Origin of the sequence: Pseudoduganella plicata, assembly GCF_004421005.1 — a bacterium.
Classification (GTDB): Bacteria; Pseudomonadota; Gammaproteobacteria; order Burkholderiales; family Burkholderiaceae_D; genus Rugamonas; species Rugamonas plicata.
The window spans coordinates 5,377,350-5,391,739 of sequence record NZ_CP038026.1; the positions used below are offsets into that span (position 1 = coordinate 5,377,350).

Genomic DNA, 14,390 nt, shown 5'->3' on the forward strand with positions numbered 1-14,390 from the left:
GCCATATACTAACGCTGTTCGGCATCGAACGATTTCCGGCCGCCTCTATTCAAACAACTGTCGAGCAAAAATAATGCCGCAAAGATATGTTGTCTTGCGTAAATAAGTGGTACGATAAGGAAATAGTCGGATTAACGTGCAAAGCATTTGTAAAGGAAGAAAATGCGATCTGCATTCGAAGCATGGGCACAGCGGGACGGGCACATTGTGCGCCGCCGCGAAGATAAACCAGAAGAGTATCTGGTGTATGAAACGCAGCGCCGCTGGCTGATCTGGCAGGCGGCGCTGGAACACGGCAAGACTCCGGCCGCCCGCAAGGCAGCCGCGAAGGAGGCCGGTGAGAAAGCCGCCAGCGCCCGCAACGGCGTGCAGCGCGCACCCGCGATGGGCGCCGATGAGGCGGCGGTGCGTACCCAGGTGTTGAACGAAGTCATCGACGCGTTCTCCGGCCTGAACGGAACCACGGCCATGGAAGACATCATGAACGTGATCCAAGGACTGAAGCAGAAGCAGAAGTCCGACAGCGGCGACTGATCCGCCGCATGCTTTTCCGGCCCGAGCCCACTGCCGGCATTGCCTCGCGCATAGGCAGGTGGGTGGTGCTCGCCCGATCCGTAGTACCCGGTGCAGGACCCCGGCGCTTGGCGCGCAGCCCACGGCTGCCCGCGACAGTTGCCGCGACGGTTGCTGCCGAGGCAGGCGGGTTGCGGGCAGGCCGGTCGTGGTTTCGCAGCTGCGGTCGCGCTGACGGCCGCCGCCTGGCCCGCCTTGCGACCGCTGTGTTCGGCACGGTGGCGCTGGCAGGCTGCGCCACGATGACGGAAACGTCGGAACAATACGTGATGGTGATGACCGTGCTCGACCACCAGCAGGTGGCCGGGATCGGCTGCGTGCTGTCGAACGACGCGGGCCGCTGGTTCGTCACCTCGCCCGGCAGGGTCCAGATCCGCAAGAGCACGCAGCCCTTGACGGTCGACTGCCGCAAGGACGATATCTGGGCCTATGACCAGATCGGGCCGAAACAGAACGCATCCCGCTGGGGCAATATCCTGCTCACGGCCGGCGCGGGACAGCTGATCGACCGGCAGACGGGGGCGGGGTTCGATTACCCGCAGACGTTGACGGTGGTCCTGCGGCGGGGACAGCAGCCTGGGCAGCGCAACACGCCCGAGGCGCCAACCACTCCGCCAGCGCCTACCGGTGGCGGGGTCATTTACTGACACGCCATAGAAGGGGCGCATGGAATTCTTTTTTTGGGGACTGGCCGCTGTCGCGCTGGTCATGGCCCCGTTGTGGCTGTCGTTACGTGCGAGCATGCGAGTGGCCCGTCTGGCTCACCAGAACGCGCAATTGCAGCGTGCAATCAATGAGCTGCGCGAGCAGATCACCGAGCTGGCCAGGCGGCCTGCGGTACCGCCCGGCGCGGAGGCGCCCGCTGCCAGACCCGAGCCCGCCGTCGCCAAGCCGTCGTATGCGCCATCGGCTGCAGCCTCTGCTGCCGCCGTTCCGACTGCTGCTGCCTCTCCTGTCATAACGCCAACCGCGCCTGTGGAGCCATTGCGCGAGCGTCTGGCCGCCGCGGCGAAGCCTGCGGTTACCGCTGCCGTCAAGGTCGAGCCGCCGCCCGCACCGCCGCAAGTCACGCCTCCGGCATCTGCCGAAGGGTCCGAAGGCGCTGCCGCGCCGGCGAAACCTGTCGGCGCCGACAAGGTGGTCCCGCCAGAGCCGTGGGAACTCGCTGCCGCCCGCACGCCGTCCGCACCGTACCCGCCGCGCAAGCCCATCGCGGCACCTGCCTGGGTCGATGCCGCCCGGCGCTGGCTGTTCACGGGCAACCTCGTCGCCAAGCTGGGTCTCGTCATCTTGCTGATCGGTGTGAGCTTCCTGCTCAAGTATGTCGCCACCCGCATTGTCGTGCCGATCGAACTGCGCATCGCCGCGGTGGCGCTGGCCGACGTCTTCCTGCTGCGCTGGGGCTGGCGCATCCGTACCACGCGGCGCTCCATCGGCCTGCCGGTGCAGGGCGCCGCCATCGGCATCCTGGAGCTGCTCACCTTCGGCAGCTTCCACCTGTACGACCTGATTCCGGGCGGCGCGGCTTTTGCAATACTGTTCGCGCTGACGGTGTTTACGTGCCTGCTGGCCGTCATGCAGAATGCCGTCTGGCTGGCGCTGTTCGGCATCCTGACGGGGTTCGCGGCGCCGATCGCGACGTCGACAGGCGGCGGCAGCCATATCGGCCTGTTCTCGTACTACGCGCTGCTCAACGCCGGCATCTTCGCCATCGCCATGAAGCGCACCTGGCGCTCGCTCAACCTGGCCGGTTTCGTCCTCACCTTCGGCATCGGCTTCCTCTGGGCCGTGCGCTCGTACACGCCAGCCGATTACCTGTCCGTGCAGCTGTTCCTGCTGCTGTTCGTGCTGTTCTATACCGGTATCTCGCTGGCGTTCGCCTCGCAGGCCGGCAAGCAGCCGTATGTCGACGCAACCCTGGTGCTGGGCACTCCCGTCGTTGGCGCCGGGCTGCAGTTCGCGCTGGTGCGCGACATCCCCTTCGGTATCGCCTTCGCGGCGCTGGGGGCAGGCCTGTACTACACGGCGCTGGCCGTGTATCTGTGGCGCCGCCGCGGCGAACATTTCCGCCAGCTCGTCACTTCATTCCTGACCATGGGCGTCCTGTTCGGCACCATCGCGATACCGATGGCGCTGGACGGCCGCGCCACGTCCGCAGCGTGGGCGGCCGAAGGCGCGGCGATCGTCTGGGCCGGGCTGCAGATGAAGCGTCGCTCGACGTGGATGTTCGGACTGGCGTTGCAGGCCGGCGCATGGCTTGCGTTCCTCGTCAGTACATTGCGCCTGACGCCGGAACAGGCAGTGGGCGCGTGGGTGTGGCTGGGATTCCTGATCCTCGCGGCCAGCGCCGGCGCAATGGCCTGGCAATTCCAGCGCCACCACGACAACCCGACGGCGCAGGCCAGCCAGCAGATTGGCGCGGGACTGTGGTGGCTGACGGCGGCGACGCTGCTGGTGGGCGCCTGGTCCGAAATCGGCCTGCGCAGCGACGGCACGCTGCGCTGCGCGCTGCTGGCCTTCTCCGCGCTGCTGGTCTGCGCCGCCGTCGTGAGGGTCGGTCCGCGTCTGCGGCTCGCGGGCACGCGCGGCGTGGGCGTCCTGATTCAGCTGCTGGCCGCCTTTGCCGTGCTGGCGCAACTGCTCGAGATCTGGCGCTTGCAGCCCGATATCGGCGGCTGGGCCGACCAGCCCATCGTCGCCATCCTGTTGATCGCCTTCAGTGCGCTGTTCAGTTCCTGGCGCCTGCGCGGTGACGACGTTGCCGGGCGCCGATGGTCCACCTTGATGCTGGGCTGGGGCGCGGTATGGTGGTTCGGCGGCGTGCTCACCATTGCTGCCGCTGCGCTGGCCGACATCTCCGGCGTTGGCGCCTACGCATGGCTGCCATGGCGCTGGCCGGCGTATGCCTGCTGTGTCGCCGGCTCGTCGCTGCTGGCGCATTGGGCCGCGCAGCGCCTGGCATGGCCGCAGCTGCGCTGGCTGTCGGCCGCATGCTGGCTGTGGCTGGGCATGACGATGGCCGATGCGCTGGTGGTGCTGTATGGCGGTGGCACGCTCGGTCCGGTGGCATGGGGCGTCCTCGCCATCCTGCTGGCCGTGGGCGAGTTCCTGCTGTCGGGCTGGCGCCGCAATGGCTGGAAGCTGCACGGCGCGGCGCTGCAGGGCGTGCACCTGCTGCGCACTGCCGGACCGTGGCTGGCGATCTGGCCGGCCGGCTATGGGCTGGTGGTACGCTGGCTGGCCGGTCCCGAACAATACCGCGACCTGCTGGCCGCCGCAGGCTGGGAGGCTGCCGGCCTGTGGGGCCTGTGCCTGCCATTGTGGCTGCAGATGGGCGCGATCGCCTGGCTGCTGCGTGCCGTGGGGACCGGACGCTGGCCCGTCGCGCCGCTTGGCGCGTGGTATGGCCGCGTGGTGCTGCCGGTGGGGACGGCCTGGTGCCTGCTCAACGTCTTCCTGTGGAACCTGACGCAGGACGGGACGATGGCGCCATTGCCGTACGTGCCCGTGCTCAACCCTGTCGACCTGTCGACCGCCTTCGTTGCGGCGCTGGTGGCGGCGCAGGTGCGCGCCGCCGGACTGGCGGGGCAGTGGCAAGTACGCATGCGCTGGATTGGCGGCGCGGCCGCTTTCGGCTGGCTGAACCTGATGCTGCTGCGCACCGCGTCGCACGTGCTGGCGCTGCCATACGAGGCGCAGGCGTTGTTCGCCTCGCGCATCGTCGAGGCGATGCTGTCGCTGGTCTGGGCCACGTCCGCGCTCATCCTGATGCGCTTTGCCGTGCGCCGGGTGCATCGCCCTTCCTGGCTGGCTGGCGCGGCCATCCTGGCACTGGTGGTTGCCAAGCTGTTCCTGGTGGACCTGGACGGCAGCGGCAGCATGGAGCGCATTGTCTCGTTCCTCGGCGTCGGCCTGCTGATGCTGGCCATCGGTTACCTGGCGCCGTTCCCGACGGAGAAGCCGGCACCCGACACTACGCAAGACGGAGAAGCAGCATGATGAAATACCTCGTTCCGGCAGGGCTGGCGCTGGCGGCCGGTGCGCCGCTGTGGGCGCACGCCGACAGCGCGGCCGATTACGCCTACCGCCAGGCGCTGTCCACCAGCGGCCGCGAGGCCGTGGTGCAGTACCGGCTGCCGGCCAGCGTCTACCTGCATTCCCGTTCCGCACAGCTGGACGACCTGCGCGTGTTCGACAGCCGCGGCACCGTGCTGCCGTTCGCGCTGCGCGCACCGGCCGAAGAGTCGCAGGCCAGCCGGCAGACGGTGCCGGTGCGCGTGTTCCCGGTGTTCGGCGAACCGGCCGCGGGCGGCGCCACCGCCATCGACATCCGCCGCACGGCCGACGGCGCGCTCGTCTCGGTCGGCACACACGCAGCGCCACGCCAGGATGCTGCGCTGTCGGCACTGGTGCTGGACATGCGCGCGGACCCGGCGGCGCAGGGCACGTTCGACATGCTGCGCTTCACGCTGCCCGCCGGCACGCCGCGCTACGACGCGCTGGTCAGCGTGGAAACGAGCGACGACCTGAAGACATGGCGCGAAATAGCGCAGAGCCACGTCAGCTGGATGGTCAGCGGCGACGGCGCGGCACTGGCCGCCGACCGCGTCGAATTCGAACCGCGCGCATTCCGCTATGCCCGTATCCGCTGGCTGGAAGGCCGGCCGCTCCAGTTCGCCGGCGTCACAGCCGAAGCGGTGCGCTATACAGGACAGGTCGCGCCGCTGGAAACGCTCGTGCTGCCGGCGCGCCCGGGCAGGAATCCCGGCGAGTGGATGTACCTATCGTCCGTCGCGATTCCCGTCCAGCGTATCGGTCTGCAGATCGGCGAGCGCAACGTCAGCCTGCCTGTGGAGCTGGGGCGTTATACGGAGCTGCCGGCAGTGAAAGGCCGCCGGGGCACGACGTGGCAATTCAGCCCGTCGCTGCAGGCGACCTTCTACCGCATCGAACAGGGCGGACGCGAGCGCCGCTCGGGCGACCTGTCCATCGAGCCGACGCATCAGCCGCACTGGGTGATCCGCCCGCTGGCGCCCACGGACAGCAAGCCGGAACTGAGGCTGGGCTGGGCCCCGGCCACGCTGGTCTTCCTGGCCAATGGCCACGGCCCCTACACGCTGGCTTACGGCCGCGACAAGGCGCAGGCGGCCAGCCGCGATATCGCCCAGGTCGCGCCCGGCCTGTCGCCCGCGGAAGTGAGCAAGGCCGAGCTGGTGACGGCCGGGCCGGAGCAGGCCACGCCGGCAGCCGCGGGCGCACAAGCAAGCAGCGCGGAGGAGGCGGCCGCATCGTCGCGCTACCGCAAGGCCGCGCTGTGGGCGGCACTGCTGGCCGGGCTGGGCGTGCTGGGGGCGATGGCCTGGCAGCTGTACAGGCAGATGAAAACGTCGTCGCAATAGAAAGCGGTCGCAAAAAAAGCCGTCCGGCGCAAACCGGACGGCTTTTTTGTTTGTGACCGGCCGACGCTTACGTGCGGTTGATCAGGAAGCTGGTCAGCATCGGCACCGGACGGCCGGTGGCGCCCTTGTTGCCGCCCGATCTCCAGGCCGTGCCGGCGATGTCCACGTGGACCCATGGATACTTGCGGGTGAAGTTTTCCAGGAACGCGGCCGCCGTGCACGACGCGCCGCCCGGGGTGCCGATGTTGGCCAGGTCGGCAAAGTTCGATTTCAGCTGCTCGTTGTACTGCTCGCCGATCGGCAGGCGCCATACGGTGTCGCCCGACTGCTTGCCGGCGCTCGTGATCTCGTCGGCCAGCGCGTTGTGCTGGTCGTCGTCACGCGTGAAGATGCCACTGTTGTGGTGGCCCAGGGCGACGACGCAGGCGCCCGTCAGCGTGGCGACGTCGACGACGACGGCCGGGTTGAAGCGCTCGGCGTAGGTCAGCGCGTCGCACAGGATCAGGCGGCCCTCGGCATCCGTGTTCAGGATTTCGATGGTCAGGCCGTTCATCGACGTGACGATGTCGCCCGGCTTGGTGGCGCGGCCGGACGGCATGTTCTCGCAGGCGGCCACGATGCCGATGACGTTCAGCTTCAGGCCCAGTTCGCCGATGGCGCGGAAGGTGCCCAGCACGGAGCCGGCGCCGCACATGTCGTACTTCATTTCGTCCATGCCGGGGCCCGGCTTGATCGAGATGCCGCCCGTGTCGAACGTGATGCCCTTGCCGACCAGGACGACCGGCGCATCCTTCGGCTTGCCGCCCATGTGCTTGATGACGATGAACTTCGGCGGCTGCTCGCTGCCGTTCGTGACGGACAGGAAGCTGCCCATCTTCAGCGCTTCGAGCTGCTTGCGCTCCAGCACCTCGACGTTGAACTTGTAATCCTTGCCCAGCTTCTTCGCCGTTTCGGCCAGGTAGGTCGGCGTGCAGATGTTCGGCGACAGGTTGCCCAGATCCTTCGTCAGCTGCATGCCGTTGGCAATCGCGATGGCCTGTGCCAGGGCGAGCTTCGTGCCTGCGTTGTTCGGCACGGCCAGGGCCAGCTTGCGCACGCCCGTCGGCACCGGGTCCTTCTTCGACTTCTGCGCGTCGCTGCGGTAGACGCTGTCACGGGCGACCTGCACCACCGTGCGGATGGCCCAGTTGACGTCGCGCTCTTTCACTTCCGTCATCGGTAGTGCGATAATGGCATCCGTCGCGCCGAGGGTGGCGAATACCTTGACCGCAGCCTGCACGGCGCCCGTGAAGCTTTTTTCCGTTACGCCTTCAACGCTGCCCAGGCCCACCAGCAGGACACGCTCCGCCGCGACGCCGGTTACGCCGCGCAGCATCAGCGTCGAACCGGGCTTGCCCGAGATGTCGCCGGTCTTCAGCGCGGCCGTGATTTCGCCGCTGGCGTCCAGGGACTGGGCCGCTTGCGAGAGCTTCTTGTTTTCGAAAACAGCCACTGCGACACAGCCGGTCTTGGCCGACGTGATGGTGTTCTTTGTGTCGAATGCTTTTATGCTAAAGTCCATTTGGTTCTCCGTAGGTATGCCTTGGGGGCTGGCGTGGAGCGCGTCTCTTGAACGCGGCCCGCGCGGTATTCGTTGTAACTTCTGTTGTAACTTCTGCTGCAACTTCAATTCACTGCTAACCGAATTATAAACTTCGAATGATTTTTCAACGTGCCCTCAGGCGCGAGCTGGCCAGCTCCGCAGGGGCTACCTTCACGGTGCTGTTTACCATCATCGTCACGTGGACCCTGATTTCCATCCTGGGCAAGGCCGCGGGCGGCAAGGTGGCATCCTCCGACGTGCTCGCGCTGATCGGTTTCGCGGCCCTGAATTATCTGCCAACCGTGCTGATACTCACCAGTTTTATTTCCGTGCTGATGGCCGTCACGCGCAGCTACCGCGACTCCGAAATGGTGGTGTGGTTCGCCTCCGGCCAGAGCCTGACGAAATGGATCTGGCCCGTGCTCAGTTTCGGCTTGCCCATCATCGTGCTGACGGGCGTGCTGGCGTTCTACGCCACGCCGTGGTCGAAGCAGATGAGCGCCGAATACGTGGAGCGCTTCGCCAAGCGCGAGGACCTGCAGAAGGTCTCGCCCGGCCAGTTCAAGGAGTCGTCGTCGACCAACCGCATCTTCTTCGTCGAGGGTAACGCGGGCCAGACGGCCTCCGTGCAGAACGTGTTCGTCAACCAGGTCGACGAGCGCGGCACGTCCGTCGTGGTGGCCAAGGAAGGCGTCATCGAGACGGCGCCGAACGGCTACCGCTACCTGGTGCTGAAGAACGGGCGCCGCTACCAGGGCACGCCCGGCCAGGCGGACTTCCAGACCATGGAATTCGACAGCTACAGCATGCGCGTGGCGCAACAGGTGCAGGACCTCGATCCGAAGCGGGAGGTGAACGCCATCCCCACGCTGGAGCTGATGGCGCTGCCCACCAACAGCGCGCGCGGCGAGCTGCTGTGGCGCATCTCGCTGCCCATCACGTGCCTGATCCTGATGCTGCTGGCGATCCCGATGGGCTTCGTCAATCCGCGCGCGGGCAGTTCGACGAACCTGATCATCGCGTTGCTGATCTTCTTCACCTATAACAACACCGTCAAGATGCTGGAAGCGAGTGTCCGCAAGGGCAAGTTCAGCTTCGACATGGCCTGGTGGCCGCTGCACCTGCTTGCGGCCATCACGGTGCTGGCCATGTTCGCATGGCGCCTGCACGTGAACCACCGCTGGCATCCGCGCGCGCTGCTGGCCGGCCTGCGCCGCAAGGGGGGCGCACGATGAGTGTCCTGCAGCGTTATTTTGCCGTCTCGATCTTCCAGGCTGTGGCCTTCGTGCTGCTGGCGTTCCTGGGTCTCCTGGGGTTCATGGACCTGACGAGCGAGCTGCCCGGCGTGGGCAAGAACGGTTATGAGATCACGGATGCGTTCCTGTACGTGATCGTCATGGTGCCGCAGCACGTGTACGAGGTCATGCCCGTGGCAGCGCTGATCGGCACGATCTACACGATGGCGCAGTTCGCGTCCACGTCCGAGTTCACCATCATGCGTGCGGCCGGCATGTCCACCCGCACGGCGGGCTGGATGCTGTTCAAGATCGGCATCGTGCTGGTCATCGTCACCTTCGTCTTCGGCGAACTGATCGCGCCGCGCACGGCGCTGATCGCGGAGCGCCTGCATCTGACGGGGCGCGGCACGACGGTGTCGGCCGAGTTCCGCTCGGGGTTGTGGACCAAGGACATCGTCAAGAGCGAGGGACTGCGCGGCACGGTGCTGGGCTCGCGCTTCTTCAATGTGCGCGAAGTGCGGCCGGATGGCACGCTGGTCGGCGTCAAGCTCTATGAATTCGACAACAGCTTCCGCCTGCGCACGCTGACGGTGGCGAAGACGGGCACGTACCAGGGCGAGAACATCTGGCGGCTATACGACGTCATGGAAAACCACTTCAGCAATCCGGCGCTGCTCAAAGGCGAGGCGACCGCCCAGAACAACTTCGCGCAGGAGACGGGTGTCGTCGCCACGCAGCGCTACCCGACCAAGGACCTGGTTTCCGAGATCACGCCGAAGATCCTGTCGGTGTCCGCGTCGGACCCGGAGCGGATGTCGGCCAACGAGCTGGCCGTCTACACGCGCCACCTGCAGGAGAACCGCCAGCAGACGGAACGCTTCAAGATCGCGTTCTGGAAGAAGCTGGTCGACCCGCTGGCGATTTTCGTGCTGATGGCGCTGGCGCTGCCGTTCGCCTACCTGCATACGCGCAGCGGCGGCGTCAGCCTGAAGATCTTCATCGGCATCATGATCGGCGTGGGATTCCTGCTGATTAATACGCTGTTCTCGCATCTGGGTTTGCTGTCGTCGCTGCCCGCGTTCGTGACCGCCATCATGCCAAGCGTGATCTTCCTGCTGCTTGCGTTGGGGACGCTGTACTGGGTCGAACGACATTAGGGACCATATGAGCACAAGAGCACTGATTCTGTTTGCCCACGGCGCCCGCGCCGCCAGCTGGGCCGCGCCGTTCGAGCGGCTGCGCGACCTGGTGGCCGCGCGCACGCCGGACGTCGACGTGTCGCTGGCCTTCCTGGAGCTGATGGAGCCGCGGCTGCCGGAACGGGCTGCCGCGCTGGTGGCGCAAGGCGTGACGCAGCTGACGATCGTGCCCGTGTTCCTGGGGCAGGGCGGCCACGTCCTGCGCGACCTGCCGCTGATGGTCGACGAGTTGCGCGCCGCCCATCCGGGGCTGTCGATCCATGTGGCCGAGGCAGCGGGCGAAAATCCCGCGGTGCTGCAGGCGATCGGCGACTATTGCGTCGGGGCCCTGACGGGCGCCGCGTGATGGCGCCGCATTTGCGGCCCGATCTGCCTCCCTTCGCTGCCGCGCAGACCGTCGTCCTGAAAGGCGATATCGCCGCCAATGTGGCACGCCACGTCGTGCTGGCCGCCATCGCAGCCCGGCATGGCGCCCGCATGATCGTGTTCCCCGAACTTTCCCTGACCGGCTATGAACCCGAGCTGGCGCGCGAGCTGGCGCTGGCGCCGGACGATGTCCGGCTCGATCCACTGCGCGACGCCGCCCGCTGCGAAGGGATCTTCATCGTCGCCGGCGCGCCGTTGCGTCATGGCGATGGGTTGCCCCTGATTGCCGCGCTGACCTTCCTGCCGGACGGCGGCACGCAGGTCTACACCAAGCAGCACCTGCATGGCGGCGAGGAAGCGGCATTCGCGTGCGGGCGGGGCGGCGCTGCGCTGACGGTCGAAGGAGCGCACGTGGCGCTGGCGGTTTGTGCCGAGATCGGCCACGCCAGCCATGCGGCGGCGGCCGCGCAGGCTGGCGCGCAGCTGTATGCGGCCAGCGTGCTGGTATCGGAAGCCGGTTACACCGCCGATGCGGCGCTGTTGCAGGCGCATGCGGCAACGCATGCGCTGCCGGTGCTGGTGGCCAACTACGGTGGTCCGAGCGGCGGCTGGCAGTGTGCGGGACGCAGCGCCTTGTGGGACGAGGCCGGAACGCTCGTCGCGGCCGCGCCGGGTGGTGGTGAATGCCTGCTGCTGGCGCGGCGGAGCCGCGGCGAATGGGACGCGACGGTACTGGGGACTGACGCCGCCATCGGAACCTCCCGGACCTGACAGGGGGAGGCCGTTCCCGACGTGCAGCGTCGGGCTGCGACCGCCGGCGCAAGTCCGCAGGCGCAGTCCCCAGAAATTACTGCCCGGCCTGCTCCCCACGCGCATGCGCCACCATCGCGGCAATCGTTGCACCCGGTGTATCGAACTCGCGCTGCACGGCGTCGCGCAGTGCGGGCGATTGCAGCTCGTCCAGCGCCGCCGTCATGACCTGCTGGGCGGCGTCTTCCTCGTCCTGGCGTGCCAGCACCAGAGCGACCATCCGTACTTCCTTCGCATAGTTCAGCACCGTCGCCAGCAGCGCCGGCGCGGAAGACGTGCTGCCGCTTTTTGCCAGTTGTTCCGTATAGGCGTTCAGGTGTGCCGCCAGCGTCTGCACGCGGGCCAGCGGCTCCGGCAGGTAGCGCCGCGCCAGGGCGAAATCCTCGGCCGCGACAAGCGCCGGCAGCGCCAGGTCGGCGCACTGCTGCGCCAGCGCCGGCATCTGGATATCCATCTGCACGAACAGTTCATGCGTGGCGCGTTCCTCGCCCAGCGCACCGTTGATGGCGCCGATGTCGCGGAACAGTTCGCGCGACTCCGCGCCGTTCAGCAGCCGCGCCGTGTCACGGTCGCGCAGGCCCTGCAGCGCACGCCGTGCCAGCGGGAACTGCTCGGCCAGGTAGATCCAGTCGCGCAGTGCGAACGACAGCCGCACGCCCGCCATGCCGGGCTCCACCGCCAGTGCGTTCTCGTGGAACCACAGGTGGTCGCGCAGCGCGTCTTCGTACCTGTTTTCCAGCCTTGCCTTGCGGGCCCGTTCCAGTATGTCGTGTGCTTGTCCCATGATCCCTCGATTGATGCGTCGTGCAAAGGGCGTATTCTACAAGCCGCTCCGCCACCGGACCAGCCTCGTCGAATTCAAATTGTAGCGTTGAGGCAAGCTGGCGCCCCTCCCGCGCGGGTCGCCCTAGACTGTTGTCTTATGAATAAAGACCTGGAACCCGGGACGGCGGGCGTGGCCGACCCGGCGACACCTGCTGTGATCGCCGACTCCGCGGCCGGCATTGCCGTGCCCGTCACGCGCGAAGAGGCGCAAGTAACGACCCGTGTCGTCGATACGGGCCGCGGCGTACGCGTGAGCAAAACTGTCACGGAGCAGCCCGAGGAGATCCGGGAAGTGCTGTGGCACGAAACGGTGGACGTCCAGCGTGTCCCCGTCGACCGGGTGGTGGCGGAAGCGCCGCCATCCCGTTACGAGGGCGACGTTCTTGTCGTTCCGGTACTTGAAGAAATCCTGGTGGTGGAAAAGCGCTACCGGATCCGGGAAGAGCTCCATATCACCAGAGTACGCAAGCAGCACGAGCACAGGGAGACCGTCCCGTTGCGGGTCGAAGACGTACGCGTTGAAGCGTTCGACGACGGCGCCGCGGGCGGTCGTCATCCATCACACGAAGAGGAGCAACGATCATGAGCCATACCTTAGCAGCCGTATTCGACAACCGTGCGGACGCGGATAACGCGCGGAACGCACTGATCAGCGCCGGCATCGATGCGGACTCGGTGCAGGTCGCCGCGCAGGCATCGTCCACGATGAGCACCTCCGCCGCCACGGGCACCAGCGCAAGCACATCCCACGACGGATCCATCGGCGACAGCATCAAACACTTCTTCAGCAACCTGTTCGGCGACGACGACGAACGCGTCGTCTACGGCGAGGCCATCAACCGCGGCAATGTCGTGCTGACGGTGCAGACCGCCACGCAGGACGAGGTGGAACGCGCCGCCGATATCGTGGAAGGCTTCGGTCCGACCGATATCGACGAGTACAAGACGCAGTGGCAGGCCAGCGGCTGGACGGGTGCGGAATCGATGCGCGGCACGAGCCAGATGGGCGCTTCCCAGGGCGCCAGCCTGCAGAGCGACACCCTGCAGAGCTCCGGCCTGCAGAACGACCGCCTGCAAAGCGATGGCGGTGCGCTGCTGCAAGGCGGCTCGCAACAGGGCCTGTCGGACACGGGCTCGATGCAACGCGCCGAGGCCGAGTCCCAGGTGATCCCGGTAATGCAGGAAGAGCTGAAAGTGGGCAAGCGCATGGTCCAGCGGGGCGGCGTGCGCATCTACCAGCGCCTGGTCGAAACGCCGGTGCAGGAAAGCGTCAGCCTGCGCGAGGAGCACGTCAACGTGGAACGCCGTCCGGTGGATCGCCAGATCGATCCATCGCAGGTGGGCGCTTTCCAGGAGACGTCTTTCGAGCTGCGCGAAAACGCCGAGGAAGCCGTCGTGCAGAAGACCGCCCGCGTCGTGGAGGAAGTCGTCGTCGGCAAGGAAGTGTCGCAGCGCACCGACCAGATCGCCGACACGCTGCGCAGCACGGAGGTGGACGTGCAACAGCTGGGTGGCATGGGCGACAACGGCGTGGATGACGACTACTATCGCGGCCACTGGAGCACGAACTTCGCCAGCATGGGCGGCACGTTCGACGAGTACGCACCGGCCTATCGCTACGGCGCCTCGATGCGCGGCTCGGACTCCTACCGCGGCCGTTCGTGGGAGGATTCGGAAACGACGTTGCGCAGCAACTGGGAGAGCCATAACCCCACGTCCGCATGGGACAAGTTCAAGGACGCCGTGCGTCACGGCTGGGAACGCATGACCTCCTGAGCGTAAGGGAGGCGGTCGGACGGGTGCCCTCAGGGCGCCTGTCCCGGGGGTTCAACCCCGTTCAGATCCGCTTCTTCTGCCTGATCCAGAACGGCAGCAGCCACCACGTCACCACGACGATCGTCCCCATCACGCCGGCGGCAATCAGCCCGACGTTGTGACCGAACACCTCCGAAATCACCAGGTTGGTCCCCAGCACCAGTGCGATGCCGAGCGCGAACGCGCCCGCGACGATCTGCCGCGTGGCAAAGCACTTGAAACGCTCGCGGTTCTTCAACGGCCGCATGATGCGGTGCTGTACGGCCGGGGCGCTCAGCAGGATCAGGCTGGACAGGGCAAAGAAGAAGGTGGCCAGGAATACGTATTTTTCCGACTGGACGATCTGGCGGAAGCCGCCATTGAACGGCAGCACAATGAGAAAGGCGGACAGCATCTGCGCGCCGGGCAGCAGGATGCGCATCTCGCTGAGCATATCGGAAAAGTCGCCGTCGTCCGGCATGTCGGGACGATCGGTGACCTCCTGCTGTGATTCAGGATCGGCTTTCATGGGCGCTCTTTCGTATCTTCCGACGGGGTTCAAGCCCCTGCCGCTATTGGTATAGCCCGATTATACGAGGAGCGC

Annotated in this window: 13 protein-coding genes; 10 read left to right on the top strand and 3 right to left on the bottom strand. The window is 66.7% G+C overall.

Translation table 11 applies throughout. From position 1 onward, the window contains the following. Positions 1–162 precede the first annotated feature (162 nt). The 4 genes from E1742_RS23685 (at position 163) to E1742_RS23700 (ending at position 5,972) form a co-directional block, all read left to right on the top strand. Complete coding sequence (locus E1742_RS23685; protein WP_134387525.1) at positions 163–534, top strand: phiTE_015 family protein; 372 nt, start codon at positions 163–165, stop codon at positions 532–534. A gap of 107 nt (positions 535–641) precedes the next feature. Continuing rightward, entirely contained in the window at positions 642–1,220 is a 579-nt protein-coding gene (locus E1742_RS26465) for a hypothetical protein (RefSeq protein ID WP_189568719.1), read from the top strand. 19 nt (positions 1,221–1,239) lie between these two features. Next, entirely contained in the window at positions 1,240–4,572 is a 3,333-nt protein-coding gene (locus tag E1742_RS23695) for a DUF2339 domain-containing protein (protein WP_229466276.1), read from the top strand. Next, on the top strand, positions 4,569–5,972 hold the full coding sequence (locus E1742_RS23700) for a DUF3999 family protein (protein ID WP_134387526.1): 1,404 nt from the start codon (positions 4,569–4,571) through the stop codon (positions 5,970–5,972). Before E1742_RS23695 ends, E1742_RS23700 begins: the two co-directional genes overlap by 4 nt. Positions 5,973–6,039: 67 nt before the next feature. On the opposite strand, the gene E1742_RS23705 is transcribed toward E1742_RS23700, so the two are convergent. Then, a complete protein-coding gene (locus tag E1742_RS23705; RefSeq protein ID WP_134387527.1) occupies positions 6,040–7,533 on the bottom strand; it encodes a leucyl aminopeptidase in 1,494 nt (497 codons plus the stop codon). 137 nt (positions 7,534–7,670) lie between these two features. On the opposite strand from E1742_RS23705, the gene lptF reads away from it, so the two are divergent. Genes lptF through E1742_RS23725 form a run of 4 tightly spaced genes read left to right on the top strand, consistent with a single transcriptional unit; the run spans position 7,671 to position 11,128 of the window. Next, entirely contained in the window at positions 7,671–8,789 is a 1,119-nt protein-coding gene (gene lptF / locus E1742_RS23710) for an LPS export ABC transporter permease LptF (protein WP_134387528.1), read from the top strand. Continuing rightward, positions 8,786–9,949, top strand: coding sequence for an LPS export ABC transporter permease LptG (lptG, locus tag E1742_RS23715; RefSeq protein WP_134387529.1), 1,164 nt, complete (start codon positions 8,786–8,788; stop codon positions 9,947–9,949). The genes lptF and lptG overlap by 4 nt, the downstream gene beginning before the upstream one ends. A gap of 7 nt (positions 9,950–9,956) precedes the next feature. After that, positions 9,957–10,337 carry a sirohydrochlorin chelatase gene (locus E1742_RS23720; RefSeq protein WP_134387530.1) on the top strand — a complete coding sequence of 127 codons (381 nt, stop codon included), beginning with the start codon at positions 9,957–9,959 and terminating at the stop codon, positions 10,335–10,337. Beyond that, a complete protein-coding gene (locus E1742_RS23725) occupies positions 10,337–11,128 on the top strand; it encodes a carbon-nitrogen hydrolase family protein (protein WP_134387531.1) in 792 nt (263 codons plus the stop codon). Before E1742_RS23720 ends, E1742_RS23725 begins: the two co-directional genes overlap by 1 nt. A 76-nt stretch (positions 11,129–11,204) precedes the next feature. Here E1742_RS23725 and E1742_RS23730 read toward each other — a convergent pair whose 3' ends face one another. Beyond that, on the bottom strand, positions 11,205–11,951 hold the full coding sequence (locus E1742_RS23730) for a hypothetical protein (RefSeq protein ID WP_134387532.1): 747 nt from the start codon (positions 11,949–11,951) through the stop codon (positions 11,205–11,207). A 138-nt stretch (positions 11,952–12,089) separates the two neighbouring features. Between E1742_RS23730 and E1742_RS23735 the strand changes: the two genes are divergently transcribed. Together E1742_RS23735 and E1742_RS23740 are read left to right on the top strand one after the other, a co-directional pair. Further along, entirely contained in the window at positions 12,090–12,578 is a 489-nt protein-coding gene (locus E1742_RS23735) for a YsnF/AvaK domain-containing protein (RefSeq protein ID WP_134387533.1), read from the top strand. Beyond that, the gene (locus E1742_RS23740; RefSeq protein WP_134387534.1) at positions 12,575–13,768 is read left to right on the top strand and encodes a YsnF/AvaK domain-containing protein; all 1,194 of its coding nucleotides are present in this window, start codon (positions 12,575–12,577) and stop codon (positions 13,766–13,768) included. The genes E1742_RS23735 and E1742_RS23740 overlap by 4 nt, the downstream gene beginning before the upstream one ends. A 61-nt stretch (positions 13,769–13,829) precedes the next feature. Here E1742_RS23740 and E1742_RS23745 read toward each other — a convergent pair whose 3' ends face one another. Next, positions 13,830–14,315, bottom strand: coding sequence for a DUF6328 family protein (locus E1742_RS23745; protein WP_134387535.1), 486 nt, complete (start codon positions 14,313–14,315; stop codon positions 13,830–13,832). Between the last annotated feature and the right edge of the window lie 75 nt (positions 14,316–14,390).